The 26,014-nt window shown below is 71.3% G+C and carries 28 protein-coding genes; 10 read left to right on the top strand and 18 right to left on the bottom strand.

What is annotated here, in order from left to right:
• Positions 1-165: 165 nt before the first annotated feature.
• The 8 genes from ACZ5DS_RS29395 to ACZ5DS_RS29360 all read right to left on the bottom strand — a co-directional run bounded on the left by ACZ5DS_RS29395 (position 166) and on the right by ACZ5DS_RS29360 (position 7,586).
• The gene (locus ACZ5DS_RS29395) at positions 166-1,221 is read right to left on the bottom strand and encodes a 2-aminoethylphosphonate ABC transporter substrate-binding protein (protein WP_468244315.1); all 1,056 of its coding nucleotides are present in this window, start codon (positions 1,219-1,221) and stop codon (positions 166-168) included.
• A 50-nt stretch (positions 1,222-1,271) separates the two neighbouring features.
• On the bottom strand, positions 1,272-2,069 hold the full coding sequence (locus tag ACZ5DS_RS29390) for an ABC transporter permease (RefSeq protein WP_468244312.1): 798 nt from the start codon (positions 2,067-2,069) through the stop codon (positions 1,272-1,274).
• Positions 2,056-2,838 carry a 2-aminoethylphosphonate ABC transporter permease subunit gene (locus ACZ5DS_RS29385; RefSeq protein ID WP_468244310.1) on the bottom strand — a complete coding sequence of 261 codons (783 nt, stop codon included), beginning with the start codon at positions 2,836-2,838 and terminating at the stop codon, positions 2,056-2,058. The genes ACZ5DS_RS29390 and ACZ5DS_RS29385 overlap by 14 nt, the downstream gene beginning before the upstream one ends.
• Complete coding sequence (locus ACZ5DS_RS29380) at positions 2,831-3,877, bottom strand: ABC transporter ATP-binding protein (protein WP_468244307.1); 1,047 nt, start codon at positions 3,875-3,877, stop codon at positions 2,831-2,833. The genes ACZ5DS_RS29385 and ACZ5DS_RS29380 overlap by 8 nt, the downstream gene beginning before the upstream one ends.
• A gap of 1 nt (position 3,878) precedes the next feature.
• On the bottom strand, positions 3,879-4,586 hold the full coding sequence (locus ACZ5DS_RS29375) for an HAD family hydrolase (protein WP_468244304.1): 708 nt from the start codon (positions 4,584-4,586) through the stop codon (positions 3,879-3,881).
• Complete coding sequence (locus tag ACZ5DS_RS29370) at positions 4,583-5,707, bottom strand: TIGR03364 family FAD-dependent oxidoreductase (RefSeq protein WP_468244301.1); 1,125 nt, start codon at positions 5,705-5,707, stop codon at positions 4,583-4,585. The genes ACZ5DS_RS29375 and ACZ5DS_RS29370 overlap by 4 nt, the downstream gene beginning before the upstream one ends.
• A 163-nt stretch (positions 5,708-5,870) precedes the next feature.
• On the bottom strand, positions 5,871-6,626 hold the full coding sequence (locus ACZ5DS_RS29365) for a GntR family transcriptional regulator (protein ID WP_468244298.1): 756 nt from the start codon (positions 6,624-6,626) through the stop codon (positions 5,871-5,873).
• Positions 6,627-6,755: 129 nt separating this feature from the next.
• Positions 6,756-7,586, bottom strand: coding sequence for a hypothetical protein (locus tag ACZ5DS_RS29360; RefSeq protein WP_468244295.1), 831 nt, complete (start codon positions 7,584-7,586; stop codon positions 6,756-6,758).
• A gap of 227 nt (positions 7,587-7,813) precedes the next feature.
• Here ACZ5DS_RS29360 and ACZ5DS_RS29355 point away from each other — a divergent pair, with 227 nt between their 5' ends.
• Both ACZ5DS_RS29355 and ACZ5DS_RS29350 read left to right on the top strand, forming a co-directional pair.
• The gene (locus tag ACZ5DS_RS29355; RefSeq protein WP_468244622.1) at positions 7,814-8,506 is read left to right on the top strand and encodes a lysophospholipid acyltransferase family protein; all 693 of its coding nucleotides are present in this window, start codon (positions 7,814-7,816) and stop codon (positions 8,504-8,506) included.
• Positions 8,507-8,682: 176 nt separating this feature from the next.
• The gene (locus ACZ5DS_RS29350; RefSeq protein ID WP_468244292.1) at positions 8,683-9,315 is read left to right on the top strand and encodes a DUF998 domain-containing protein; all 633 of its coding nucleotides are present in this window, start codon (positions 8,683-8,685) and stop codon (positions 9,313-9,315) included.
• A 16-nt stretch (positions 9,316-9,331) separates the two neighbouring features.
• Here ACZ5DS_RS29350 and ACZ5DS_RS29345 read toward each other — a convergent pair whose 3' ends face one another.
• On the bottom strand, positions 9,332-10,180 hold the full coding sequence (locus ACZ5DS_RS29345; RefSeq protein ID WP_468244289.1) for an SDR family oxidoreductase: 849 nt from the start codon (positions 10,178-10,180) through the stop codon (positions 9,332-9,334).
• Positions 10,181-10,287: 107 nt separating this feature from the next.
• Here ACZ5DS_RS29345 and ACZ5DS_RS29340 point away from each other — a divergent pair, with 107 nt between their 5' ends.
• Positions 10,288-10,749: a MarR family winged helix-turn-helix transcriptional regulator gene (locus ACZ5DS_RS29340; RefSeq protein ID WP_468244286.1), complete on the top strand. Its 462-nt coding sequence runs from the start codon at positions 10,288-10,290 to the stop codon at positions 10,747-10,749.
• A 32-nt stretch (positions 10,750-10,781) separates the two neighbouring features.
• On the opposite strand, the gene ACZ5DS_RS29335 is transcribed toward ACZ5DS_RS29340, so the two are convergent.
• Positions 10,782-11,921: an ROK family transcriptional regulator gene (locus ACZ5DS_RS29335; protein WP_468244284.1), complete on the bottom strand. Its 1,140-nt coding sequence runs from the start codon at positions 11,919-11,921 to the stop codon at positions 10,782-10,784.
• A 48-nt stretch (positions 11,922-11,969) separates the two neighbouring features.
• Between ACZ5DS_RS29335 and ACZ5DS_RS29330 the strand changes: the two genes are divergently transcribed.
• From ACZ5DS_RS29330 to ACZ5DS_RS29320, 3 genes are all read left to right on the top strand, one after another.
• Positions 11,970-13,037 (top strand): Gfo/Idh/MocA family protein, encoded by a 1,068-nt coding sequence (locus ACZ5DS_RS29330; protein ID WP_468244281.1) that lies wholly within the window; start codon positions 11,970-11,972, stop codon positions 13,035-13,037.
• A complete protein-coding gene (locus ACZ5DS_RS29325; protein ID WP_468244279.1) occupies positions 13,037-13,537 on the top strand; it encodes a heme-degrading domain-containing protein in 501 nt (166 codons plus the stop codon). The genes ACZ5DS_RS29330 and ACZ5DS_RS29325 overlap by 1 nt, the downstream gene beginning before the upstream one ends.
• An 85-nt stretch (positions 13,538-13,622) precedes the next feature.
• Complete coding sequence (locus ACZ5DS_RS29320; RefSeq protein ID WP_468244276.1) at positions 13,623-14,498, top strand: LLM class F420-dependent oxidoreductase; 876 nt, start codon at positions 13,623-13,625, stop codon at positions 14,496-14,498.
• 10 nt (positions 14,499-14,508) lie between these two features.
• Here ACZ5DS_RS29320 and ACZ5DS_RS29315 read toward each other — a convergent pair whose 3' ends face one another.
• From ACZ5DS_RS29315 to ACZ5DS_RS29295, 5 genes are all read right to left on the bottom strand, one after another.
• The gene (locus ACZ5DS_RS29315) at positions 14,509-15,408 is read right to left on the bottom strand and encodes a hypothetical protein (protein WP_468244273.1); all 900 of its coding nucleotides are present in this window, start codon (positions 15,406-15,408) and stop codon (positions 14,509-14,511) included.
• A gap of 81 nt (positions 15,409-15,489) precedes the next feature.
• Positions 15,490-16,347: a fumarylacetoacetate hydrolase family protein gene (locus ACZ5DS_RS29310; protein ID WP_468244271.1), complete on the bottom strand. Its 858-nt coding sequence runs from the start codon at positions 16,345-16,347 to the stop codon at positions 15,490-15,492.
• Between the two features lie 140 nt (positions 16,348-16,487).
• A complete protein-coding gene (locus ACZ5DS_RS29305; protein ID WP_468244268.1) occupies positions 16,488-17,204 on the bottom strand; it encodes a YidC/Oxa1 family membrane protein insertase in 717 nt (238 codons plus the stop codon).
• Positions 17,205-17,318: 114 nt separating this feature from the next.
• A complete protein-coding gene (locus ACZ5DS_RS29300; protein ID WP_468244265.1) occupies positions 17,319-17,645 on the bottom strand; it encodes a DUF6412 domain-containing protein in 327 nt (108 codons plus the stop codon).
• Between the two features lie 41 nt (positions 17,646-17,686).
• The gene (locus tag ACZ5DS_RS29295) at positions 17,687-18,214 is read right to left on the bottom strand and encodes a winged helix-turn-helix transcriptional regulator (RefSeq protein ID WP_468244263.1); all 528 of its coding nucleotides are present in this window, start codon (positions 18,212-18,214) and stop codon (positions 17,687-17,689) included.
• Between the two features lie 68 nt (positions 18,215-18,282).
• Here ACZ5DS_RS29295 and ACZ5DS_RS29290 point away from each other — a divergent pair, with 68 nt between their 5' ends.
• Positions 18,283-19,701 (top strand): MFS transporter, encoded by a 1,419-nt coding sequence (locus tag ACZ5DS_RS29290; RefSeq protein WP_468244260.1) that lies wholly within the window; start codon positions 18,283-18,285, stop codon positions 19,699-19,701.
• A 20-nt stretch (positions 19,702-19,721) separates the two neighbouring features.
• Here ACZ5DS_RS29290 and ACZ5DS_RS29285 read toward each other — a convergent pair whose 3' ends face one another.
• The gene (locus ACZ5DS_RS29285; protein WP_468244257.1) at positions 19,722-20,504 is read right to left on the bottom strand and encodes a class E sortase; all 783 of its coding nucleotides are present in this window, start codon (positions 20,502-20,504) and stop codon (positions 19,722-19,724) included.
• Positions 20,505-20,738: 234 nt separating this feature from the next.
• On the opposite strand from ACZ5DS_RS29285, the gene ACZ5DS_RS29280 reads away from it, so the two are divergent.
• The gene (locus ACZ5DS_RS29280; protein ID WP_468244254.1) at positions 20,739-22,214 is read left to right on the top strand and encodes a glycoside hydrolase; all 1,476 of its coding nucleotides are present in this window, start codon (positions 20,739-20,741) and stop codon (positions 22,212-22,214) included.
• A 9-nt stretch (positions 22,215-22,223) separates the two neighbouring features.
• On the opposite strand, the gene ACZ5DS_RS29275 is transcribed toward ACZ5DS_RS29280, so the two are convergent.
• Both ACZ5DS_RS29275 and ACZ5DS_RS29270 read right to left on the bottom strand, forming a co-directional pair.
• Positions 22,224-22,967, bottom strand: a complete 744-nt coding sequence (locus ACZ5DS_RS29275; protein WP_468244251.1) for a TIGR03943 family putative permease subunit — start codon at positions 22,965-22,967, stop codon at positions 22,224-22,226.
• Positions 22,964-24,010, bottom strand: coding sequence for a permease (locus ACZ5DS_RS29270; RefSeq protein WP_468244249.1), 1,047 nt, complete (start codon positions 24,008-24,010; stop codon positions 22,964-22,966). The genes ACZ5DS_RS29275 and ACZ5DS_RS29270 overlap by 4 nt, the downstream gene beginning before the upstream one ends.
• Positions 24,011-24,184: 174 nt before the next feature.
• Between ACZ5DS_RS29270 and ACZ5DS_RS29265 the strand changes: the two genes are divergently transcribed.
• The gene (locus ACZ5DS_RS29265) at positions 24,185-25,201 is read left to right on the top strand and encodes an SEC-C domain-containing protein (protein ID WP_468244246.1); all 1,017 of its coding nucleotides are present in this window, start codon (positions 24,185-24,187) and stop codon (positions 25,199-25,201) included.
• Positions 25,202-25,283: 82 nt separating this feature from the next.
• Positions 25,284-25,685 carry a hypothetical protein gene (locus ACZ5DS_RS29260; protein WP_468244244.1) on the top strand — a complete coding sequence of 134 codons (402 nt, stop codon included), beginning with the start codon at positions 25,284-25,286 and terminating at the stop codon, positions 25,683-25,685.
• Positions 25,686-26,014: the final 329 nt, after the last annotated feature.

Raw genomic sequence — 26,014 nt, 5'->3', positions numbered from 1 at the left:
CGGTGGTTCCAGGGGCGGTGCGGAACAGCCGACGGGCCGGGCGACTCCCTCAGGGGCGCGGGGCTGTGTCGATATGCGGCTCCGCCGCGTGGGCGCGACCAGCCACGACGGCGGAGGTGAACACGTACGGCGGGACGGAGTCGGGCGGCTGAACCCCCGGAGGGCTCAGCTGCCGGTGGCGGACTTCCAGTCCTCGACGTACGACGCGAGGTTGTGGTCGATGTCGTTCCAGTCCGGCGTGAAGATGTCCACGCCGTCCATCAGCTTGGCGAGCGCGATGGCGTTGGCATCGACGGCCTTGACGTCCGAGCGGGCGCTGAAGCCGCCGCCGATCTCGCTGACCTCCTGCTGCTGCTTCTGGGCGAGCATGAAGTCGAGGAGCTTCTTGCCGTTCTCGCCGTGCGGGGCCTTGCTGACCAGGCCGGCCGCGTAGGGCAGGGCGAACGTGGTGGGCTTGCCGCCCTGCTTCGCCGGGAACCAGATGCCGAGGTTCGGCATGTCCTTGGACTGGGCGTAGTTCATCTGCACGTCGCCGTTGGCGACCAGCAGTTCGCCCTTGTCGACCTTCGGGGCGAGCTTGCCGGTGGAGGCGGACGGGCCGACGTTGTTGGCCTGGAGCTTCTTCAGGTAGGCGAGGGCCTGGTCCTTGCCGCCGAAGTCGTTGACCGCCTTGATCAGGACGGCGGTGCCGTCACCGGCGACGCCCGGGGTGGAGTACTGGAGCTTGTTCTTGTACTTGGCGTCCAGCAGCTCCTCCCAGGTCTTCGGCGCCTGCTTCAGCTCCTTCTTGTTGTAGACGAAGCCGAAGTAGTTGTTGACGACGGAGGTCCAGGTGCCGTCGGAGGACTTGTCGCCGCCGCTGACCATCACGGCGTCCTTCGGCTCGTACTTCTGCAGCAGGCCCTTGCTGCCGGCCTGCTGGATGAACGGCGGGAGGGTGACCAGCACGTCGGCCTGCGGGTTGTTCTTCTCGCGGACGGCGCGCTGCACCATCTCGCCGGAGCCGCCCTCGACGTACTTGACCTTGATGCCGGTCTGCTTCGTGAAGTCGGCGAAGACCTTGTCGTACCAGCCGTCGTTGTTCTCGCCCTTGAGTCCGTCGGCGCTGTAGACGGTGACGACCTTCTCGTCGGAGGCGGCGGAGGAGCCGCCGCAGGCGGACAGCAGCGGGGTGGCCACGAGGGAGACGGCTATGGCGAGCTTGAGGGTGTTTCTGGGCATGGCGGGATGAACTCCTTGCGGGGAAAGGCGTTTTGGGAGGTTCGGAGCGGTCAGCGGTAGGAGGCTCTGGTGCGGATCCGGGAGACGGCGAACAGGGCGAGCAGGGTCGCGGCCATCAGGACCACCGCGACGGCGGAACCCGTGAACAGGGCGCCGCGGTCGGTGGCCGCGTAGATCAGGACGGGAAGCGGGGTCCAGTCGGGCGGATAGAGCATCATCGTGGCGCTCAGCTCGCCCATGGACAGGGCGAAGCAGAGGCCGGCGGCGGCGGTGAGCGAGGGCAGCAGGAGCGGCAGCCGCACCCGCCACAGGACGTACGCGGGCCGGGCGCCGAGAGAGGCGGCGGCCTGCTCGTACGCCGGGTCGAGGCGGGTGATCGCCGCCGACACGGACTGGTGGGCGAAGGCGGTCACCAGCACGGTCTGGGCGAGGATCACGATCCACCGGGTGCCGTTGAGCAGCATCGGCGGCTTGGAGAAGGCCACCAGGACCGACAGTCCGACCACCACGGACGGCACGGCGACCGGCAGCACGAACAGCGCGTCGAGGACCCGGCGGTGGCGCTTGTTCAGGGCCGCCCCGGCCAGCGCGGCCCAGGTGCCGGCGGCCAGCGCGAGCAGGCTCGCCGTGACGGCCGTGACCAGGCTGGTGGTCAGCGCCTGCAGGGCCTCGCCGCGGGTGGCGGTGCGGTAGTGGGCGGTGGTCAGGCCCGAGGGCAGGACGCCGGACCAGTGGGTGGCGAAGGAGGCGCCGAGGACGACGAGGAGGGGCAGGGCGAACAGGGGCAGGAAGAGGAGGAGGAACACCGCCCACACGGCCCACTTGGCCTTACGGCTATGCACCAGCACGACGGCTCACCACCCGGTAGAGGCCGTACAGCCCCACGGAGATCAGGACGTTGACGACGGCGACGACGCACGCGCCCGGATAGTCGGACTCGAGGATCGCCTTGCTGTAGACGAGCATCGGAAGGGTGGTGACCCCTTTCGCGCCGGTGAAGAGCACGATGCCGAACTCGTTGAGGCACAGCACCAGGACGAGGCTCCCGCCGGCGGCGAGCGCGGGCAGCGCCTCCGGCAGGATCACCTGCCGGACGATGCGGGGCGCGCGGGCACCGAGCGAACTGGCCGCCTCCAGCGACGCGGTGTCGAGCTGGGAGAAGGCGGCGAGCAGCGGCCGCATCACGAACGGCGTGAAGTACGTGACTTCGGCCAGCAGCACTCCCCAGGGTGTGGTGAGGAACTGGAAGGAACCGATGATGCCGGTGGTGCCGTAGATGAACAGCAGCGCCAGCGTGATGAGGAAGGACGGGAAGGACAGGTACACATCGATGAACCGCGCCACCGCCTTCGCCCCGGGAAACGGCACGAACGCGATGACCAGCGCCAGCAGGAAGCCGAGGACCAGGCACCCGGCCGTGGAAGCCAGTGCCAGCCACACGGTGGTCCACAGCGCGTGCCGGAACGCTTCGGAGGCGAAGACGTCGGCGTACGGCTGGAGCGAGGTCCCGCCGCTGTCGGGCTGGAAGGACTGCTGGACGACGAGGGCGAGGGGGTAGAGGAAGAAGAGGGCGAGGAGGGCCACCGGGGGCAGGGCCCACAACAGGCGCCTACTCATGGGTGACTCCGGCGGGCAGCAGCACCGCGTCCTCGGACGCGAAGTGCAGGGTCACCTGGTCCCCGTACGCCGGCGGATCCCTCAGCTCACGCAGGTCGGCCGTGACCGTGTGCCCGTCGACCTCCACGTACAGCCGGTGCGTGGCTCCCCGCCACTGGATCTCCCGTACGACGCCGGCGAGTTGGTTGGGACCCTGTCCCAGCCCGACCAGGTGCGGCCGTACACACAGCGTGGCCCGCGCCCCCGCGACCACATCCCCCGTGTCGACCTTCAGCTCCGTGCCCGCGAAGGCGACACCCCCGGCGCCCACGGTCACCGGCACCAGATTCGCGCCGCCCACGAAAGACGCCGTGAACGCGTCGGTGGGCGCCCGGTACAGCTCCCTCGGCGTCCCGCATGCGCGCAGCCTCGCCTTGTCCATCACCGCGATCCGGTCGGCCAGGGTCAGCGCCTCGACCTGGTCGTGGGTGACGTACAGCATCGAGACGTCCGGCAACTCCCGGTGCAGCCGGGCGAGTTCGGCGAGCATCCCGGACCGCAGCTGGGCGTCCAGCGCGGACAGCGGCTCGTCCAGGAGCAGCACGTCCGGGCGGATGGCGAGCGCGCGGGCGATGGCGACGCGCTGCTGCTGTCCGCCGGACAGCTCCCGCGGGTAGCGGCGGGCGTAGGCGGCCATGCCGGTCATCTCCAGCGCCTCGGCGACCCGTCCCCGTATCTCGCCCTTGGGGGCCTTGCGGGCCTTCAGACCAAAGGCCACATTGGCGTCCACCCGCAGGTGCGGGAAGAGGGCGTAACTCTGGACGACCATGCCGATGCCGCGCCGGTGGGGCGGCAGGTCCGTCACGTCCCGGTCGCCGAGGAACACGCGCCCGGAGGCGGGCCGTACGAACCCGGCGACCGCCCGCAGTGCGGTGGTCTTGCCGGAGCCGGACGGCCCGAGGAGCGCCATCACCTCGCCGGGCTCGACGGTCAGGTCGAGCGAGTCGAGAACGACGTTGCCGTCGTAGGCGACCGTGACGGAGTCGAAGCGGATACCCATCTCACCGGGCTCCCGTGAGCAGCGCGGGCAGGCCGGCGACGGAGTCGAGGACGTGGGTGGCACCGGCCGCGCGGAACGCGTCGTCGCCGTGGGCGCCGGTGCGGACGCCGACGACGAGGCCCGCTCCGGCCCGTACGCCGCTGAGCACGTCGTACGACGTGTCGCCGGCGACGGCGACCTGCCGGACGTCTTCGGCGGCCTTGGTCCGCACGAAGGCCTCCAGGACCATGTCCGGGAAGGGCCGCCCGCGCCCGCCGGCATCGGCCGGGCAGAGGGTGAGCGGGACGAGGTCCTGCCAGCCGAGGGCGGCGAGGATGGCGTCCTGGGTGACGCGGGCGAAGCCGGTGGTCAGGACGACGGTACGGCCGCTGCCGGCGAGTTCCTCGATGGCCTCGCGGGCTCCGAGGACCGGGGCGATGAGGCCCGCGTCGACCAGGTCGCCGTACGCCTTCTCGAAGGCGGTGTTGGCGCGCTGGGCGAGGTCCTCGGCGCCGAACAGGTGCCGGAAGACGGAGATCTTGGACTCGCCCATGGTGGCGCGGACGTAGTCCAGCTTCTCTGCGTGGTCGGCCGAGCCGGGCTCGACGCCCAGTTCGGCGGCGGCGGCCGCGAAGGCGCGCTCGACCAGGCCGCCGTCGGCGACGGTGGTGCCGGCCATGTCGAGGACGACGAGACGGATGTCGCGGATATCGGTCGTCAACTGACTCACCAGCCCAGTTCGTTCGCGGTGGTTTCGGCGATCGCGGGCGAGCAGGTCATGCCGCGCCCGCCGGGCCCGGTGACCAGCCACACTCCGTCGCTCACCTGCTGCCGGTGCACGACCCGGCTGGTGTCGGTGCACTGCGCGTACACGCCGGCCCAGCGGCGGCGGATCTTCGGCAGCGGCCGGCCGAGGAGGGACTCGACGACCTCGGTGAGGTGGTCGTAGGGGTCCTCGAGGGTGTCGAAGGCGAAGGGGTGCTCGTACTCGTGGGTGTCGCCGATGGTCAGGCCGCCGTCGGCGCGCTGCACCATGAGCAGTTGCATCTTGTGCTCGGCGGCGGTCTCGGGCTGCGGCTGGCCGGCGTTGAGTGCGTCCAGGGCCGGGGAGGCGTAGGCCGGGTAGTACCGGAAGCTGTCGGCGTCCGCGACCGAGGTGGTGAGTTTCTCGCCCAGCGGGTCGGTCTGCATCATCTGGAGGCGGACCCGGCGCACGGGCAGCTCGGGCCCGGCGAGTTCCCGTACCAGTCCGCCGAGCCAGGCGCCGGTGCACAGCACGACGGCGTCCGCGTGGTGGACGTCGCCGTGGTCGTCGCGGACGGCCCCGGCACCGACCACCTCGCGGACCTCGCGGCCCGGCAGGAAGGTGTAGTCCGGGGACTTCAGCAGTTCTTCGCGCAGGGCGAGCTGGGCGGTGCGCGGCTCGACGGCGGCGTCGCGCTCGCAGTAGAGGGCCGCGGTGAACTCGCCGCGCAGGGCGGGGTTCAGGGCGCGTGCCTCGCCAGGGGTCAGCAGCTTGTAGCCGCGGGCGGCGGCGTCGGGGCGGGCCACGGCGGCCTCGGCGACGGCGAGTTCGAGGTCCCCGCGCACCGGGGTCAGCGACCCGTTGGCCCGGAAGCCGAGCCCGGGCACGCGCCCGCCGATCTCCTCCCACAACTCCCGCGCCCGCAGCGCGGTCTCCAGCTCTTCTCCACCGGCGCGCCCGCTCACCCAGATCTGCCCGAAGTTGCGCAGCGAGGCGCCGCGCGCCTGAGTCTCACGCTCGATCTGGACGACCTGGTGGCCGCGTTCCACTGCATGCAGGGCGTGCATGGTGCCCACCACGCCTGCTCCGACGACTGTCACTCTCACGACGGCAACGCTCCTCGCGCACGGGGAACCGGAAAGGTCCGGCTGACAACGAGAGCGTGAACGACCCATCACGTTTGGGCTAGACCCGTTATCTTCTCGTGATATTCAAGGAGGGTGCCGATGGATGGTTTCAGGCCGTTTTGATCCCTTGAAGTGGGCCGTATCAGCCCTTGAGGTGGGCGGTGAAGGAGAACCGGTCGCCGCGGTACAGGGTGCGCACGCGCTCCAGCGGCCGCCCCTCCGTGTCCCGGGACACCCGGTGGATCAGCAGCATCGGCAGGGCGGGCGGGGTACCGATGAGCAGGGCCTCGCGGGGGGTGGCCAGCACGGTCTCGATGCGCTCGTCGGCGTCGCCGAAGGTGATGCCCTGGGCCTTCAGATAGGCGTAGAAGGAGGAGTCGGGATCGAAGTCGAGGTCGAGACGCGGCACCCGGTCGACGGCGACGTAGGTGCTCTCCAGACCGACCCGCTCGTCGTCGGCGAGCAGCACGCGCTCCAGATGCCAGACGGGTTCGCCCCGGGTGAGCCCGGCCTCGGCGGCGAGGGGCTCCGGGCACGGGAAGCGGTCGAGGGTGACGAGCGTACGACCGGGCGTACGGCCCTGTCTGCGCACGCCCTCGGTGTAGCTCGCGAGGGACAGCGGCTGGGCCAGTTTGGGCCCGGCGACGACGGTCCCGCGGCCCCGGCGTCTGAGCCGCCCCTCCAGCACCAGTTCCCGTACGGCCTGCCGCACGGTCTCGCGGGCGACGTCGTACCGCTCGGCGAGATCGCGCTCGGTGGGGATGAGGCTGCCCTCCCCCAGCTCGTCGAGCAGTCCGGCGATGCGTGCCTTGACCGCGTAGTACTTGGGGATGCGCCCGTGCTCGGGAATGCCGGAGCGGACGGGGGCGCCGGGTGCCTGGTCGTTCGGGTAGTCCACGCAGGGATCGTCGCAGACGGGGGGTGGTTCGCCGTACGGCGGCCTGCGGGTCGGCGGCGCGGGGCATACCTCTGGCCGGCCTCTGGTCGACCCCCGGGCCGGCCCGTGTCGTACGACGGCGCTCGCGCCTCAGCGGCGTCGGCGGGCCAGCAGGAACGCGCCCGCGCCGACGGCGAGGAGCGTGAGGGTGGCCGCGACGAGCCCGTGGGCGAGCCCGAGGCCGGTCCGGGCGAGTTCCCGGGCCCGCTCTCCCGCTTCCTCGGCCTCCTCGGCCAGGTAGAGAGAGCTGTCGCCGTCCGGGGCGGCACTGCTCGGGGTGGCCTGCGGAGTACCGGCCGGGCTCGCCTCCGTGCCCCCGGGGTCCTTCACCCCCGCCCCGCCGTCCCCGTCTTCCGGGTACTCCCCGATCCCGAAGCGGTAGTCGTTGGACTCCCCGACCCAGTCCCCGTCCCCGCCCCGGCGCTGGACGACGGCCGCGTTGGCGGTGACCTGGTCGGGGGCGGCGTCGGAGGTGAGCGAGAGCCTGACCTTGACCGTCACGGTCTTGCCGGGCGCCACGGTGAACCCGTCGAACCCCTCCGCGTCCAGCACGCCGACCAGCTCCTGCTCGTCGGTGCTCTCGAAGGTGACGGGCCGGGCACGGGAGCCGTCGTAGAAGTCCAGCTTGGGCTGGGACGGCTTCAGCGCGCGCTTGTCGTCGGCGAGGACGACGACCGGGTGGATGCGGGTACAGGTCCGGCGGGTGCCGTTGGTGAGATCGATGTACCAGGTGCCGTAGCCGCCGCCCGCCTCGTACGAGCCGGGCCCGCCGTGGATCCGGGTGGCCAGCGGAAACGCACGCGCGCCGGACGCCGCACAGGAAGCGGCGTCCGCGTGGGCGACGCCGGACGACAGGGGGACGAGAACGGCGGCCGCGGCGAGGCACAGGGGGGACAGGGACGTGCACAGTCGCATAAGCACATGAGATGCCTGGTGGGGGCGGGGGGATCGGGGTGCCACTCCGGGGGCGGGGGCAAGTCCGCTCGATCAGCGGACTGCCAACGGGTGATCAGGAGGCCCCGCTCCCGGTAGGCCGGACGCACACCGTCGCGCCGGTGACCGTGCAGCCGGCCCGGGGCGGGGAGGATCTGACCTGCCAGCCCGGCACAGACATACCGGGGAGCCGACTCGGCAGTGGGGAGCCGCCCGTGTTCTATTACGTGCTCAAGTACGTCCTTCTGGGGCCGTTGCTGCGGCTGCTGTTCCGTCCGCGGGCCGAGGGGGTCGAGCACGTTCCGGCCAAGGGCGCGGCGATCGTTGCCGGGAATCACCTGTCCTTCGCGGACCCCCTCCTGATGCCCGCGGTTCTGAAACGGCGCATCACGTTCCTGGCCAAGGCCGAGTACTTCACAGCGCCGGGTCTCAGGGGCCGGCTGACCGCGCTGGTCCTCCGCGGTGCCGGGCAGATTTCGGTGGACAGGTCAGGCAGGGCCGCGGGGCAGGCGGCGATCCAGGAGGGGCTGGGGCTGCTGGCGAAGGGAGAGGTACTCGCGATCTACCCGGAGGGCACGCGTTCCCCCGACGGCCGGCTGTACAAGGGCAAGGTCGGGGTGGCCATGATGGCGCTGGCTGCGCAGGTTCCGGTGATTCCGTGCGCGATGGTGGGGACGTTCGAGATCTGGCCTGCGGGACGTGTCCTGCCGAGACTCCGGCCGGTCGCGATCCGTTTCGGGGAACCACTGGACTTCTCGCGCTGTGCGGGGATGGAGCACCAGGAGGCGGTGCTGCGGGCCGTCACCGACGAGATCATGTACGCGATCTTGCGGCTGTCGGGCCAGGAGTACGTGGATCGGTACGCGGCCGACGTGAAGGCCGAGGAGGCGAAGGGGCGGCGGGGGTGAGGTTCCAGAGACAATCGGCCGGCCTCGCGTTCGTAGGGTCTGCCCTACCCCCGTTTCGGGGGCTCACCGGAGTGCCTGAGGCTTGAGCCGCATGATCCGCTGGCTCGTACGAGATTCGTGCGACAGAAGGTGGACAGGTGAGGGCTCGGATCGGATATTCCGCATGGATCGCGGGTGTGGTGCAGTTCTTTGTGATCCACGGGATCGTGGAATCAGCCTGGGCGAGACCGTACAGTTGGGCGCGGAACAACATCAGTGATTTGGGTAATGCTCACTGCGCTGTGCAGCAGGAACCTGAGCCACGGTATGTCTGTTCGCCCGAACACGGCCTTATGAACGTCTCGTTCGTCGCCTTGGGGATGCTCATCGTTGTCGGCGCTGTCCTGACCGGTCCCATGTGGCGCCGAGGCGCGACTGCCGCTGTGGCCCGGATTCTCCTGGCCGGTGCCGGCCTGGGATTTGTGCTCGCCGGGCTGGCGCCTGCGGACGTCCACGAGAACCAGCACGTCCTGGGTGCCCTGCTCATCATGGGAACGGGCAGCATCGGCCTTCTGCTTGCGGGAAGCGGTCTGTCGAACGATGTGCCGAGTCCACTGCGTTGGGCCGCCGGCCTGCTGGGAACAACGGCGCTCACGGCCTTGGGGCTTTTCTTTTCCCACCACTACCTGGGACTGGGCATGGGAGGAATGGAGCGGGTTGCGGCATTCCCCCTCCTGCTCTGGACGCTGGCTGTCGGCGCACGCGGTCTGTTCCGTCAGCCGACCCGTGATCAGGATGCGAGCAGTTCCGTGACACTCATGGCTCGGTGACGATGCAGCTCCCTGTTCAGGCGACCCAGCCATTGGTGACGGCGAGGACCGCGGAGCCGTCCAGGTCGGTGAGCTTGGTGCCCACGAAGCCGCGGGCCCAGTCGGAGGTCTGGAGGCGGAAGGGAGGCCGGTCCGCCGTCAGCGCCTCGATCACCGAGTCGGCGGCCCCCTGGGCGCTCTGCGCACCGTCGAGGAACTGCGCGACCGTGCGGTTCAGGTAGGCGTTCAGCTGAGGCGCGTACACCCCGGCGTCGGCGACGGCTCCTTCGAGGTCGACGCCGACGTTGGCGACGAACTCCGTGGCCACGGCGCCGGGCTCGATCACGGAGACGGCCACGCCGTGCGCCGCGGCCACGGGGGCCAGGCTCTCCATGTATCCCTCGACGGCGAACTTGGCCGCGCAGTAGGCCTCGTTGAAGGGCTGTCCGATGACACCGCCGACGCTGGTGACGGTGATCAGACGGCCACCGGAGGCACGCAGGTGGGGCATGGCCGCCTTCGAGACGTTCAGTACGCCGAAGAAGTTGACCTCCATGACCTTGCGGACCTCGGCCACGGACTCGTTCTCCAGGGTGCCGAGGTGTCCGGCGCCCGCGTTGTTGACGACGGCGTCCAGGCGCCCGTAGTCGGCGAGCACGCCGTCGATCGCGGCCGTGATCGAGGCCTCGTCGGTGACGTCGAGCCGACGGACGTCGAGCTGCACGCCCGCCTCGGCGGCGGCCTTGCGCAGGGCGTCCGAGCGGCTGGGGTCACGCAGCGTGGCGACCGTGGTCCAGCCGGCACGCGCGGCGGAGACGGCGGCGGCGAGGCCGATGCCGGAGGAGGTACCGGTGATGAGGACGACCTTGGGGGAGCGGGAAGACATGGGGAGCCTTTCGTGGCGAGTGGCGAGAGGATGTCGCACATTTGAGTGCGTGTACACACACCATCATGCACATGCGTGTGTGTACACGCAACCGCTAGACTCGGGACATGCCGAAGAAGAAGCTCACACAGGCGGAGATGCCGGTGGCCGACCATGCCTTCTACGGGCTGGTCTGGGCCGGGACCGTCCTGACGGACCGCGTGGACCGTGCCCTGAGCAAGGCGCACGACCTGCCGGTCTCCTGGTTCGAGGTCCTGCTCTGGCTGGCCTCCAGCCCCGACCCCGTTCCGGCCTCGGTCCTGGGCAACAGCACCATGCTCAGCCGCAGCCAGGTCTCGCGCGTCGTCGACGCCCTCCAGAGCCGCGGTCTGGTCACCCGTACCCCCTCGTCGCGCGACGCCCGTTCCGTCGAGGTCTCGCTCACCCCCGAGGGCCACCGGCTCTTCGAGGCGGCGGACGCCACCCGCCGCGCCTGCCTCGCCCCCGTCTTCACGGATCTCCTCGACGAGGACGACCTGCAAGCGCTCAGCACGGTGTGGCAGAAGCTCAAGGCCAACAAGGACGCCTAGCGTTCCCAAGGGGGGCCCGCCGGCCGGGCCTGTCAGCCGTCCGCCCGGCCGAACAGGGGTGCCAGGAGGAGTTGCGCGGCGCCTTCCGCCACGGCCCGTTCGCCGCCAGGAGCAAGCCGGACCGGTACCGACACCCCGAGGGCCCCCTCGCGCCGGGCCCGGGCGTCGAGCACCTTCGCCACACCGCCGACGAACGCCTCCGGCGCCGCCGCGATCGTCCGCCCTCCGAGCAGCACCAGGTCGATGTCCAGCAACGCCACCAGATTCCCGGCCCCCACTCCCAGCGCCCGCGCCGCCTCCGCCGTCTCTCCCCGCCGCACGGCCGCCAGGCACAGCGCCTCCACGCACCCCCGGTCCCCGCACTCGCACGCAGGCCCGTCCAGCTGAAGGACCTGGTGGCCGAACTCCCCCGCCCCGGTCCGCACCCCCCGGTGCACGCTCCCGCCGATCACCAGCCCGGCACCCAGCCCGGTACCGAGGTGCAGATACGCGAAGGACCCGCCCTCGCTCCCGACCGCCAGTCCGAGCGCGGCGGCGTTCGTGTCCTTGTCGACCACGACCGGCACCCCCAGCCGCTCGGCCAGCGCTTCTCGCAGCGGAAACCCCTCCCACTCGGGAAACCCGGTCACCCGATGCAGCACCCCCCGCGCATGATCGAGCGGCCCGGGAAGAGCGACCCCCACACCGAGCAGCGACCCGACAGCAGCAAGCTCCCGCCCCCCGAGGACCCCCTCCACCAGCCCCTCGACCACGCCGGCCACCACCCCCAGCACCGCCTCCGCCCCGGCCCCCAGGCCGACCACCCCGCGCCGCTCGCCGACCACGGTCCCGTCGAGATCCACCAGCACGGCCCGCAGCTCGTCCCGGTCCAGGTGCACGCCCGCCGCGTGCCCGGCCTCCGGCACCAGCCGCAGCACGGTGCGCGGCTTGCCCCCGGTGGACGCCCGCCGCCCGGCCTCCGCCGCGAGCCCCTCCTCCCGCAGCCGCGCGGTGATCTTGCTGACGGCCTGCGGGGTCAGCCCGGTCCGCTCGGCCAGCTCCAGCCGGCTGATGCCCTCCGCCCCGGCCGACCGCAGCAGATCCAGCACCAGCGCGGTGTTGTGGCTGCGCACCGCGAGCAGATTCGCTCCCACCGGCCCGTCGCCGCTCTTCGTCCTGTTCACGCCACCCATTCTCCCCACCGCTTGCACTTTGGCAACAGCGTTGCGAAAGTAGCACGCATGACTGGTACCCCCCTCCGCGTCGGCCTGATCGGCTACGGCCTCGCAGGCTCCGTCTTCCACGCCCCGCTGATCGCCGCGACCGAGGGCCTCGCCCTGGACACGGTGGTCACCTCGAACGCCGAGCGGCAGGAGCACGCCCGCGCCGAGTTCCCGGACGTCCGCGTCGCCCGCACCCCCGACGAGCTGTTCGACCGCGCCGACGAGCTGGACCTGATCGTCATCGCCTCCCCGAACAGGACGCACGTACCGCTCGCCACCGCCGCCCTCAAGGCGGGCCTGCCGGTGGTCGTGGACAAGCCGGTGGCGGGTACGGCAGCCGAGGCCCGCGAGCTGGCCGCCCTCGCCGAGGAGCGCGGCCTGCTGCTCTCGGTGTTCCAGAACCGCCGGTGGGACAACGACTTCCTGACCCTGAGCCGGCTGATCACCGAGGGCCGACTGGGCGACGTCTGGCGCTTCGAGTCCCGCTTCGAGCGCTGGCGCCCCCAGCCCAAGGGCGGCTGGCGCGAGTCCGGCGACCCGGCAGAGATCGGAGGTCTGCTCTACGACCTCGGCAGCCATGTCGTCGACCAGGCCCTGGTCCTCTTCGGCCCGGCCACCGAGGTGTACGCCGAGACGGACCTCCGCCGCCCCGGCGCCGAGACCGACGACGACACGTTCATCGCGCTCACCCACGCCGGCGGCGTCCGCTCCCACCTCTACGTCTCCGCCACGACGGCCCAGCTCGGCCCGCGCTTCCGGGTGCTCGGCTCGCAGGCGGGCTACGTGAAGTACGGCCTGGACCCGCAGGAGGCCGCCCTCAGGGAAGGCCTGCGCCCCGGCCCCCGCTGGGGAGCCGAACCCGAGTCCCTGTGGGGCCGTATCGGCTCCGGCGAGTCCCCGCTGACCGGCGGCGGCCGCCCCGTACCGACCCTCCCCGGCGACTACCCGGCCTACTACGCGGCCGTGGCGGCGGCCCTGACCGGCGCCGGCCCCAACCCGGTGACCGCCCTCGAGGCGGCCGCCGCACTCGACGTACTGGAGGCCGCCCGGCGCTCCGCCCGCGACAAGGTGACGGTGACCCTCTGATGCACCACCCGCAGATCACCCCGAAGTTCGCCCCCGAGATCACCCCGAGCGTGGCGGAGCTGGAGGCACAGGAACGCCGCCTGGTCTTCCGGCAGTTCACGTACGACGACGCCTGGGCCCTCGGCTCCCTCCTGGTCGAGCTGGCCCGGGAGCGCCAGGCGCCGGTGGCCATCGACATCCACCGCGCCGGCCAGCAGCTCTTCCATGCGGCGCTGCCCGGCTCCACCCCCGACAACGACGCCTGGATCGACCGCAAGCGCCGGGTGGTGGAGCGCTACGGCGCCTCCTCCTATCTGGTCGGCGCCCGCTTCCGCGCCAAGGGCACGACGTTCGAGGAGTCCTCCCGACTGGACCCGGACACCTACGCGGCACACGGCGGTTCGTTCCCGGTCAACGTCGAGAACGTGGGCATCATCGGCACGGTGACCGTCTCCGGTCTGCCCCAGCTGCAGGACCACCGCTTCGTGGTGGAGGCGCTGGAGCAGTTCCTGGAACGCTGACCGGGGATTACCCGGAGGCTCCCTCCGGTTGGCACTGACGTCACACCCGTCACGGCAGCGCACCCGACCGGAGGGAACCACACCCATGAGCGACACCCCGAACCTGCTGAAGGAGTCCGTCGGGCGGTACGGCATCTGGAGCCACGGCCTGCGCGACGAGGACCCCGCCCGCCGTGCCGAGATCGGCGAGGCCGCGGCCGAGCTGGAACACCTCGGCTACGGCGCCGTCTGGCTGGGCGGCAGCAGCGCCGCCCGGCACGCCGTCCCTCTCCTGGAGACGACGTCGACGCTCACCGTCGGCACCAGCATCCAGAGCATCTGGCAGTACGACGCCGCCGAGAGCGCCGCGGCCTTCGCCGAGGTCGAGGCGGCCCACCCCGGCCGCTTCGTCCTGGGCCTCGGGATCAGCCACGCCAAGCTCCACGACCAGTACCGCCGCCCGTACTCGGCCCTGGTCACCTACCTCGACGCCCTGGACGCGGCCGGGGTGCCCGCGCACCGCCGCGTGCTGGCCGCGCTCGGCCCGAAGACCCTCGAGCTCGCCGGCACCCGCACGGCCGGCGCGATCCCGTACCTGGTCACCCCCGAGCACACGGCCGAGGCCCGCGAGATCCTCGGCGACAGCGCGCTGCTGGCCCCGGAGTTCAAGGTCGTCCTGGAGACCGACTCGGACAAGGCCCGTGCCCTGGCCCGCGACACCCTCGCCCTGTATCTCACCCTCCCCAACTACACCAACACCTGGCTCCGCCTGGGCTTCACCGAGGACGACTTCAAGGACGGCGGCAGCGACCGCCTGATCGACACCTTCTTCGCCTGGGGCGACGAGACGAGGATCCGCTCCCGCGTCGAGGCGTTCCACGAGGCGGGTGCGGACCACGTGGCGATCCAGGTGATCGACGGCGGGGCACGGGGCACCCTGCCGCGCATGGCATGGCGCCGCCTGGCCTCTCTCCTGGCCTGAGAAGCGTGGCTCAGACCGCGGTCTGACCGCCGCGCCGCGCCGGGCAGTCGCGCAGCAGCTTCCTGATCTGCCCGGCGCGGTCGTTACCCGGGGGCAGCTGGTTCATGCGGCGTTGAAGCAGGTCCCTCGTCTCCTCGTCCAGGAACTCGCAGTGCCCCCTGAACACCTCGCGCAGTGCCTTGAGCGCCCAGTACTCGTTGAACGGTTTGTCCTCGGACACCGCCGCCTCGGCGAGTGCGCGTCCCCACGCCGGGTCCGGATTGGCGTACACGTATGCGGCAGCAGTCAGTCGCAACCCGGGGTCGCTGCTGTGGAGATGGCTCTCGACGTCGAAATTCCGGGCGCCTCGCAGCAGAGCGACCATCTCGTCCGCCACGTCGGACATCGCCTGTGTCCTGGCCTGCCCACTGGACATGGTCCACCGGATCTCGTTGTAGCGTGCCGCGAGCCGGTCGACAGGGCCGGCCGGCGCCGGTACGGCGGCCTGGCCGCCCGGCTGCGCTCTGCTGAGCGCCTCCCTCACCCCGTCGGCCAGGTCCTCCGCCGTCTCCTGATGCCTCGCCTCGACCTCCCGCGTCTCGCGGATGGCCTCCTGCGCGGCACTCCGGGCTTCCTCCACCTGGCGCTTCAGCGTGATGCCGAATCCGGAGATCTCGGAGAAGAACACACCCAGGAGCACCAGGATCACGAGGCCGAGGACGACCATCGGAGGATCCGTCATCTGCGGGTGCCTGCACACCCTGACGACGTGCCCGTTCGCAGCCATCTGCTGGTCGCACACGTCGGTGGTGAAGAACAGGACGACGGCCGCGCACGCGGCGAGTGCCACCAGCGCAGCCGCCGCCCACTGGAACGGCCTGACTCCTCTCCGACCGGTCGTCGAGGTCTGCTCAGCTCCCGTCGCGGCCATCCCCCACCCTTCGGCACTGCCGGCAACGGCGCCATGCTTGCCTCCGCAAGCGTCACTTGGCAAGCACGGCGCCTCAGTGCCTCAGGCGTCCTTGAGCTCCTGGCGCTGACGTCCGAGTCCGGCGATCTCCAGCTCCACGACGTCCCCGGCCCGCAGGAACGGCTTCGGCTCGGGCTGCCCCATGGCAACCCCCGCCGGTGTCCCGGTGTTGATGACGTCACCGGGGTACAGGGTCATGAACTGGCTGACGTAGCGGACCACTTCACCCACCGGGAAGATCTGGTCGGCGGTGGTCCCGTCCTGCTTCAGCTCCCCGTTGACCCACAGCTTGAGCGGCAGATCCTGCGGGTCGGCGATCTCGTCGGCGGTCACCAGCCACGGCCCCAGCGGGTTGAACGTCTCGCAGTTCTTCCCCTTGTCCCAGGTGCCGCCCCGCTCGATCTGGAACTCCCGCTCGGACACGTCGTGCGCGACGGCGTACCCGGCGACGTGCGCGAGCGCCTCCTCGGCCGACTCCAGGTAGCGGGCCGTACGCCCGATGACGACGGCCAGCTCCACCTCCCAGTCGGTCTTGGTGGACCGGCGCGGCACGAGCACGGTGTCGTTCGGGCCGACGACCGTGTCCGCGGCCTTGAAGAAGATCACGGGCTCGGCGGGCGGCTCGGCCCCTGTCTCGCGGGCGTGGTCGTGGTAGTTGAGCCCGATGCACACGACCTTGCCGATGCGTCCGAGCGGGGGCCCGATCCGCAGGCCCGCCGCGTCCAGCGCGGGCAGCTCGCCGGCCTCGGCCGCCGCCCGTACCCGGCCGAGCGCGCCGGCGTCCGCGAGCAGCGCCCCGTCGATGTCGTCCACGATCCCCGACAGGTCCCGCAGGGTCCCCTCGGCGTCCAGCAGCGCGGGTCGCTCCGCACCGGCCGTACCGACTCGCAGCAGCTTCATGGTCACAATCTCCCTCGATCGCGGGCGCCCGGCCGATGGGTGCAGCCATCGGAGGACTGGTCGATCGTCCAATCAGCTGGTCCAGTCCGCAAGACCCTGTTCACGTACTGGACCGTAACCGCGGCCCTCCGGCACAGGGCTCACCTGTAGAGCGCTGCCCGTTCCACCGCGCTCCATGTCGTACCGGTGACGACGTACAGTGCGGCCGCGAGCGGCACCACCGCCACGGTGACGAGGGTGAAGAAGGACATGAACGGCATGACCTTGTTGACCGCCCCGAGTCCCGGCACCTGCCCCCCGGCGCCTGCCGCGACCGTGGCCGGGTTCTTCGCCATCATCAGCTTGGTGCGCCGGTAGTTGAACGCGGCGACGGCCGCGACGAGGACGAAGAGCCCCAGGTAGACGAGCCCGGCCGCCCCGAAGACCCCGCCGCCGGCGAGGGCGTCGGCCCAGCGTCCGCCGAGCGGCGCGGCCAGCAGCGAGTGCGTGAGCAGCTCATTGGCCTCGCCGCCGATCGAGGAGCTGGAGAAGAGGTGGTAGAGGAGGAAGAACGCGGGCAGCTGGAGCAGGCTGGGCAGACAGCCGGAGAGCGGCGAGACCTTCTCCTGGGCGTGCAGTTCCAGCACCGCCTTCTGCAGCCGCTCGGGGTCCTTGGCGTGCTTCTTGCGCAGCTCGGCGATTCTCGGCTGGAGCTCGGCCCGGGCGCGCTGACCGCGGGCGGCGGCCCGGGACAGAGGATGCACGAGCAGTCGTACGAGCGCGGTGAACAGGACGATCGCGGCGGCGGCCGCCGAGGCGTGGAAGAGCGGCTGGAGCAGGTCGGCGAGCTGCTCGACCAGACGGGCGAAAACGGACATGGGTGGACCCTCCGTGACGGGGTGTGTCGTCGTGCCGGGATGACCGGTGATGGCCGGGGATGGCATGGCGGCATGACGAACCCGCGCGGGGGTCGGCTGTGACGGGGTGGTGCCCTACGCGCAGGTCGTCGCGAGGGCGTGTCCGGGTGCCCGGGGTCGGCGGCGCCCCGGGGCGTCGGGGTCGCGCTGGGGCAGGAAGGCCGTACGGCGGGCCCGGTCGCGTATCGCCGTACGGACCCGGGTGGGTGGGACGGCGGGTGCGCTGCGGGCGGCCATGAGCGAGCAGACGGCGAGCGCGGACCCGGCGGCGGCGGTCGCGGCGAGCGCGACGGTGGCGGAGAGGCTGCCGGTGTCGAGGAGCGCGGCCTGGAGCAGAAGCACGCTCACCAGGACGAGCAGCAGGGCGACGGGGCGCACGGCGCCGACACGACTGCGGACCACGGCCTTCCCCTCCCCCTGACCTGCGCTTCTGTTCCCTGCGTTTATACCTGATCGAACTCCAGGGGCTCCAACAGCCTCTTCGGCTTGAGCAGCGCCCTGCTGACCGGATCCGCCGGGTCGGGATCGAGTCCCGGGCCCGGCACGATGACAACGTCCGCGACGGGCACGAAGGTTCCGCAGGCGGGACATTCGCCGTGCGGCCCGAGTTCCGTGCCGCACTCCGCGTGCCGGAAGGACCGCAGCTGGGCCTCCTGGAAGTGCTCGCGCCCCCACCGGCCGAGGGCCCGCAGCGCCGGCCACAGCGCGATGCCGCGCTCGGTGACGACGTACTCGTCGCGCGGCGGCGACTCCTGGTACCGGCGCTTTTCGAGGATCCCCTCCTCGGTGAGCGTCTTGAGCCGGGCGGAGAGGACCGCGCGCGGGATGCCGAGGTGGACGAGGAAGTCGTTGTAGCGCCGGACGCCGTAGAGCGCGTCGCGGACGACGAGGAGCGTCCACCGCTCGCCGACGATCTCCAGCGCGCGGGCGATCGAGCATTCCTGCGTCGCGTAGTCCTTGCCCAGTGCCATGGCATCCACCTTAGCCACTTTCCGAACTGTTGGTTCAGTGACCGAACCGACGGTGTTACGGTACACCCATGAGTGAGTTCAATGAAAGAACCCTGCAGGCGGTCGACGTGACCACCCAGGCCGGCGCGCCCCGCACGGCATCCGGCGCGGAAGCACCCCCGCGCCCACGGGCCACGCTCGCCCTGACCAGCGCCGCGACCGCGGTGGCCCTGATGACGTACACGGCCCCGGTGGTCACGCTCCCCGACACGGTGGCGGCCCTGCACACCCCCGCCTCCGCCCAGGCCTGGCTGCTGAACGGCACCCCGCTGGGCCTGGCCGCCCTCCTGCTGGTGGCCGGCAGCCTGGCCGACGACTACGGCCGACGGCGGATCTTCCTCTACGGCACCCTGGCCCTGGGCCTGACCACCGCGCTCGGCGGGCTGTCGACGTCCACCTGGCAGTTCACCCTGGCCCGCATCGCCCAGGGCGCGGCCAGCGCGGCGATCCTCGCCAGCAGCCTCGGCCTGCTGGTGGCCGCCTTCCCGAGCCCGCGGGGCCGGCTGCACGCGACGGGCGTGTGGGGCGCCTTCGTCAGCGGCGGCATAGCGGTCGGCCCACTGGTCGCCGGGTCGCTCCCCGACTGGCGGGTGGCGTACGGCGTGCTGGGCGCGGCGGCGCTGGTCGTGGCCGGACTGGCCGTCCGTCCCCTCGCCGAGTCCCGCTCGCCGCGGGGCGGCCGCCCCGACATCCTGGGCGCACTGACCTTCGGACCGGCACTGGTGGCCCTGGTCGCGGCCCTGACCCTGGGCCGGGACGGCTGGCTGCGGGCACCGGTCGGACTGCTGCTCGCGGCCGCCGTGCTGCTGCTCGCACTGTTCACGCTGGTCGAACGGCGCGTCCGCACCCCCATGATCGACCTGGAGCTGCTGCGCCACCGCCGCTTCCTCGCCTCGTCCGCGGCCGGCCTGTTCACCGGCCTGACGGTGATCGGCCTGTTCAGCTTCCTCCCCGCGGTCCTGCAGCAGGCGCTCCACATGTCCGCGATGAACACGGCCTGGCTGTTCCTGCTGTGGTCCGGCCTGTCCTTCGGCGTGGCCCTGCAGGCCAAGCGGCTGGCGGGCCGCGTGCCCCCGCGCCGGCAACTGGCCATCGGCTTCCTGCTGCACGCCGCCGGCGCGCTGACCATGCTGGGCGCGATCGACGCGGGCTCGTGGGCCCGGATGCTGCCCGGCCTGGTGCTCGGCGGCATCGGCAGCGGCCTGCTCAACGCGGCGCTCCCGCTGCTCGCGGTGGAATCCGTGCCGGTGGCGCGCGCGGCCATGGGCTCGGGCGCCCAGCAGACCTTCCGCTACATCGGCTCCTGCGCGGGCGTGGCCCTGACGATCGCCCTCGTGACGTCCTCCTCCGGCGGCCTCGCCCGGGGCACGGACGTGGCGATCGTGGTGTCGGCGGCGCTGGCCGTGGTGGGAGCGGCGAGCGTGCTGGCGCTGCGCGAGCGGGCGTGAGCCGGCTCGCGGCTCTCACCTCACCGAGGCCGCATGGACACCAGCTTCCCCCACACCACCATCCGGTACCGCGAGGTGAACTCGGGGGTGCAGGTGGTCAGGGTGATGTAGTACCCCGGCTCGCCGTACCCGTAGGCGGGCCGGACGAGCGAGCGCGGCACCGGCCGTACGACCCCCGAGTCCCGGGACGACGTCTGCGGGAGGATCTTGTCGACCGCGTACGTGTACACAGCCGTCTGCGTCTCGACCTGGAGGGTGTCCTCGGGCCGGAGCCTCGGCAGATACCGGAAGGGCTCACCATGGGTGTTCCGGTGCCCGGCGACCGCGAAGTTGCCCGCCTGGCCGGGCTGTTGGGTGCCGCGGTAGTGACCGACGTACCCCTTGTTGAGGACGCCCGGCTTGCTCACGCCCTCGGCGACGGGGACGCGGAGGTGCAGCCGGGGGATGGTGAGGATGGCGTAGGCCTGGGAGGCGCGGGGGCGGCCGGAGACGAGGACGGGGGTGTACGACGGCTGCTGCCGCGGACTTCCGGGAGCCGGGATCGCCGCCGGCGGGGATGAGCTGGAGGGCGTACCCCCCGAAGCGGAGCTGCCCGTGCCGCCGCTCCCCCATTCCTTCTCCAGGGCCTCCACCTTCCGCTCGGCTCCCTGTCGGGCCTCCCGGTTGGTCCACCACAGCTGATGCACGACGAGCAGCATCAGTACGGCCCCGACGGTGACGAGCACCTCACCTCCGCCCCACAGCCCCCGCCGCCACCTCGCCCGCCTCCGCCGATCACGGTGCTGCACGACACGCATCCGCACACCCACCTCCCCAGGAGCCGCCCGCACGATAGGACGGGCCCCGCCAACTCACCAGAGGTACAAGGCTTCCGGCCCCTGACGTCGACTTCTTCAACGGGTTTTAGAAAGGGCCGTCACAACCCTCGACAACCTCACACGCCACACCCGATGCTTCCTGTTGGCATGCGGGTGGGACGAGTCAACGCCGGTCCGGGTACCGGCGCTCGAGCCGCACGGAGAGGCGGAGAAGAAGCCATGATCCGACGCAGAACGCTGCTGGCCGCCGCGGGCGGCGGCCTCCTGGGCAGCGCCCTGGCCACGGGCACGGCCCGAGCCGACGCCACGATCGCCGTCAACCCCTCGGCCACCTACGGCACGTGGGAGGGCTGGGGCACGTCCCTGGCCTGGTGGGCCAACGTCTTCGGCGCCCGGGACGACTTCGCGGACCTCTTCTTCACCACCAGGACGACCACGTACAACGGCACGTCACTGCCCGGCCTCGGCCTGAACATCGCCCGCTACAACCTCGGCGCCTGCAGCTGGAACAGCGTCGGCGGCGAATCCATGGTCGCCTCGCCCAACATCCCGGCCTTCAAGCAGATCGAGGGCTACTGGCAGGACTGGAACAACGAGGACCCCACGTCCGCGGCCTGGAAGTGGACGGCGGACGCGACGCAACGGGCGATGCTGGTGAAGGCGACGGCACGCGGGGCGACGACCGAACTGTTCGCCAACTCCCCCATGTGGTGGATGTGTCTCAACCACAACCCCTCCGGCGCCTCCGGCGGCGGCAACAACCTCCAGTCCTGGAACTACCGCCGGCACGCCTCGCACCTGGCGGCGGTGGCCCTCCACGCGAAGCAGAACTGGGGGGTGGACTTCGCGACGGTGGAGGCCTTCAACGAGCCGTCGTCGTCCTGGTGGACGGCGACCGGCACCCAGGAGGGCTGCCACATCGACGCGGCGGTCCAGTCGGCCGTACTTGCGTATGTGAGAAGCGAGTTGGACAAGCGAGGCCTGACGAGCACGAAGATCTCGGCCTCGGACGAGACGAGCTACGACCTGGCCCGTACGACCTGGAACTCCTTCTCCTCGACGGCGAAGGGGTACGTGAACCGGGTCAACGTCCACGGCTACCAGGGCTCGGGCGGCCGCAGGGACCTGCTCTACACGGACGTGGTGACGACGGCCGGCAAGGCCCTGTGGAACTCGGAGACGGGGGACAGCGACGGCACAGGGATGACCCTCGCGAGCAACCTCCTCTACGACTTCCGCTGGCTGCACCCCACGGCCTGGGTCTACTGGCAGGTGATGGACCCCAGCTCGGGCTGGGCGATGATCGCGTACGACGCGAGCACGCTCCAGCCCGGCGCAGTCCAGACGAAGTACTACGTCATGGCGCAGTTCAGCCGCCACATCCGCCCGGGGATGACGATCCTGGACACGGGCGTGAGCTACGCGGCGGCAGCCCTGGACAAGTCGGCGAAACGCCTGGTGATCGTGGCGGCGAACACCTCATCCTCCGCCCAGACCCTCACCTTCGACCTGTCGAGGTTCACGACGGTGACCGGCGGCTCGGGCGGCCTGGTCCCGCGCTGGAACACGGTGACGACGGGCGGCGCCGACCTCTACACCCCCCACTCGGACACCTACCTGTCCGGCACATCGCTCTCCGTCCCCTTCGCGGCGAAGTCGGTGCAGACGCTGCAGGTGGACGGGGTCACCGTGTAGCGCGGCGGCTCAGGGCAGCAGCGGAAGGGCGTCCTGGTACCCGTTCACCGGCCGGGCGACCTTCTCGACCGTACGGGCGTCGAGCGCGACCGGCGCGGAGCTGGTGCCCAGCTTCCCGCCGGCGTGCCAGGTCCCGGTCACCGTCACCCAGGTGTTGGCGGGCAGCACGGGACCGCCGTGGATCCGCACCTTCACGGACTGGGCATCCGCCGCACAGCAGTTGAGGATGATCCGCGTCAGGTCCCAGCTCCCGCCCGGACCCCCAGGTGTGACGAACCCGGTCATCCGGATGCTGCGCCCCTTGACGGACTGCGCCCGGTCCTGCGTGACCCGGCTGGTGAAGTCGGAGAGGGTCATGGGGACGGGCGAGCCGGCGGGCAGCGGATCGAAGTCGCTGCGCTCGGCGACGGCCTTGGGCGGCTGCCGGGAGGCGGTGTACGCGCCGAGGGCGGGTGGGGCGTAGAAGAGCAGGCTCAACGCCGGGAGGAGGAGCAGCCAGGCGACGCGGGGCAGGGAGGAGTGATCATGCCCCCCATGCCCCTCCCCCTCTTGCTCTTGCCCCTCCCCCTCTTGCTCTTGTTTGTCGAGCACGGCGCTCGCCAGGCCCAGCAGGAGCAGCACCACGCCGGAGGCGATCAGCAGGGGCCGCATCCCCTCCTTGACGTACCGCAGGCACAGGTCGGTGAAGAGGGAGACGTGCAGCAGCCCGAGCCCGCAGAGCACGAGCAGAACCGCCTGAAGGAATCGCTTCACAGGAGCACCCCACCGGTCAACGAGCTGCACGCGACGGCGACGACGACCGTGGCGGCGGAGAACCGTACCGCGAAGGCCCGCCCGAAGGTCCCCGCCTGCAGGGCGATGAGCTTCAGGTCCACCATGGGCCCCACCACCATGAACACGAGCCGCGCGACCGGCGGGAACCCGGTCAGCGAGGCGGCGAGAAAGGCGTCGGCCTCGGAACACACGGCGAGGATGACGGCGAGCCCGGCCAGAAACAGCACGGACAGCCAGGGCGCCCCGGCGAAGGTGTCGAGCACGGACCGCGGAACGGCGACGTTGAAGGTGGCGGCGGCCATGGCCCCGAGCACGAGAAACCCACCGGCGTGCAGGAAGTCGTGCTGAAACCCGAGCCGGAACTCGTCCCACCGACTACGACCCTCTTGATGCCCGGTGTGCCGTACAGCGGGCCGCAACCACTCCGCCCGCCCGAACCGCAGCCACAACCACCCCATGACGACGGCGGTGACGAGCGAGGCGACCAACCGGGCCAGCACCATGGCGGGATTCCCGGGGAACGCGATCGCGGTGGCGGTGAGCACGACCGGATTGATGGCCGGCGCGGACAGCAGGAAGGCGAAGGCGGCGGCCGGGGCGACCCCCCGCCCGATCAGACTGCCGGCAACGGGCACGGAAGCACACTCACACCCGGGCAGAACGGCTCCGGCGACCCCGGCGACGGGCACGGCCAGCACGGCCCGCCGCGGCAGGATGCGACTGAACACCCGCTCCGGCACGAACGCGTTGATCGCGCCGGAAAGGGCCGTACCGAGGAGCAGGAAGGGCAGGGCCTGCACCGTGACGGCCAGGCACACGGTCCGCCATGCCTGGACGGCAGGAGCGTCCCCCCAGCGCCCAAGAAGAAGCACGGCCGTACCGGGCACGACGGCGGCGCCCACGAGGAGCAGCGGCCAGTACCGGGGCGGCTCGGGCCGCGCGTCACTGTGGTGGTGCTCCGCGTCCGCTACGGCACCGCCCGCCGCCTGGCCCTCGTCGACCAGGGCACCTGTCTTCTCCATGCCGACTCCGTGTATCGATGTCCGCGTCGAAGATAGCGGTACGCACCGACAGCCCCGCCATCTCCCGCGGCCGGGCACCCACTTCCGCCCTCCCCTTCCTCACCTCCTTCCCTCACCTCCTTCCCTCCCCTTTGCGCCTCACGTTTGTCACCGCCCGGCAGTACGGTGTCACCCATGCGCCCCGACACGCCTGCCGAGAATGTCGACCACACCGCCGAGGCGGCACGCCTGGAGCGGACCGCCGGCCTGTATCCCGAGGACGCCGAGGCCCTCCTCCTGCGCGCCGCGGCCCACCTGGAACTCTCCGGCGACCGCCCAGCCGCGACGACGCTCTACGACCGCCTGCTGTCCTCTGCCGACGGCCTGGAGAACCCCCACCTCATCCGCGCCCTGAAGGCGTCGAACCTCTGGGAGTACGACCACGAGGCGGAGGCCAGGGCGATCATCGACGGCATCCGCGCGTCGGCTCCCCGCGACCCGGCCCCCTGGGTGATCATCGCGGAGTCCCTGGAGTCCCACGACGAGCTGGAAGCGGCGGAGGAGACCTTCACGGAGGCGGCACACCTACTCCTGACGGACGTGACGGAGCCCCCGTACTCCACCCACCCCCTCCTCTACGGCCGCCACCGCGTGCGCCGCATGCTGGGCCTGCCCCACGACGACTGGGACACCTCGGCGGACACACTGCACTCGTCGCCCGTTTCGCTGGACGAGCTTCACGACCCGAAGAGGGTGTGGTCCCTGGGATCGGACAACCCGGCGGAGCTGGAGGCGGAGATCTCGCGCTTGCGGGCCGAGCTGGGCGCCTACCGCGAGGCCCTCTCCCGCCCCTTCCCGGTGGCGGTGCTGCACTGGCCGACGGCAGAGCTGTCGGAACTCCTGTCGGCGTACCCGGGCCTGGCGGCGGAGTACCCCTCCCACACGGAGCACCTGTCGACCATAGAGTCCGCCCTGCGCGAGCTGTCCTCCTCGGGAACCCCGAACCTGGGCATCGTGACGGGGACTGTGCCGTCGTACGAGGCGTTTGCGGCGTCGGAGGGGGCGTCGCCGGGGGACGTGACGTTGCTGCCGCAGTATGCGACGACGTTGGCGGCGAGGGGGCGGGCTGTGGCTTGGCCGCCTCAGCGGGGGGCACGGTGCTGGTGCGGATCGAGCCAGGCGTATGGCGAGTGCCACGGGCTGGGGGCGTAAGGCGCCGCATCGGCGGTGAGCGGATGACGGGGGCCGCGCGCCGCTGGGTCGGGCCGGCTCCCCGTCAATAGGCTCCGACGGCATGACAGAGCCCATCTTCTACATCGACCGCTCGGACATCCTGGAGGGCAAGCTCGCGCAGGTCAGGGAACTGATGCGCGAGCTTGCGTCCTTCGTGGAGAACCGCGAGCCGCAATTGCTCGCCTACCGCTTCTACATCGACGAGTCCAAGTCGCTGATGACGGTGGTAGCCATCCACCCTGATTCGGCGTCGATGGAGCTGCACATGGACGTCGGCGGACCGAGATTTCGTGCGTTGGGTGAGTTCATTCGCCTCAGGTCCATCGATGTCTACGGCCAGCTGGGCTCGGGGGCGATGGGCCTGGTCCGACGGAAGGCGGAGATGCTCGGGGGTGCGACCGTCACTTGTCACACCCTGGAGGCGGGGTTCAGTCGAGGGGGGCGTGACGGGGACTCTGTCTGATGGGGGCGGCGCGCTAGCGCATAGCTTGATCACAAGCAACGGGCGAAACCGACCGTCGCCTCATGCCGCCCCGGCGTGCCCCGAAGCGTTGACGCGCCCGTCTCCGCCGGTCGACTGATCAGCCGACCCCTGCCGCCGCCAACGCCCGGGCCCCGCCTTCCCTGGCCAAGGGTGGCCCGAAGGGCCATCGGCGCCAGCCGACGCGGGAGCGCAGCGAAGCGAAGCGGGAGCGCCCTTGAGGCGGGCCGCGGAAGCACGACAATGCCGAGAAGAGGGCGGCTCTACGATCACCGCGTAGCCCCGGGCAGTCGACGGATGGGACGCTCATG

The organism is Streptomyces sp. NPDC031100 (assembly GCF_055570785.1).
This window is presented reverse-complemented; position numbering and strand designations above follow the sequence as displayed.